We start from the raw sequence: 408 nt of genomic DNA on the forward strand, positions 1-408 counted from the left end.
TCCCCGACCTCTCCCTGCCGCTGACCGCGATCCTCAACCGGCGGCTGACGTCGGTCTACCTCGCGATCGAGGCCGCCATGACCGGCTCGCGGGACTTCGTGGTCGAGGCGATGCTCGCCGACGGCGGGGTGACCGACGGCGACGTCGCCGTCGCGCTGGCCGACGACCTGATCGAGGCCCAGATCGACTACCTGCCGAGGTTCCGATGAGCGACATGCCGCCCTCTCGACCGTTGCGCAGCCAGGCTTGGTTCGGCGACCCGGGCAAGACCGGGTTCATGCACCGATCGTGGCTGCGGTCCGAGGGACTGCCGGACGACAGCTTCGAGGGCCGGCCGATCATCGGCATCACCAACTCGTGGTCCGAGCTGACGCCGTGCAACGCGCACCTGCGCGAGGTGGCCGACTA

Annotated in this window: 2 pseudogenes; both read left to right on the top strand. The window is 69.6% G+C overall.

The window, feature by feature from the left end:
• A pseudogene (locus K9U41_RS23505) lies at positions 1–209 on the top strand (hypothetical protein); the annotation flags it as partial.
• Positions 206–408: pseudogene (locus K9U41_RS23510) on the top strand (dihydroxy-acid dehydratase); the annotation flags it as partial. The pseudogenes K9U41_RS23505 and K9U41_RS23510, both read left to right, overlap by 4 nt.

The organism is Xanthobacter autotrophicus (genome assembly GCF_029991245.1).
Taxonomy (GTDB): domain Bacteria; phylum Pseudomonadota; class Alphaproteobacteria; order Rhizobiales; family Xanthobacteraceae; genus Xanthobacter; species Xanthobacter autotrophicus_C.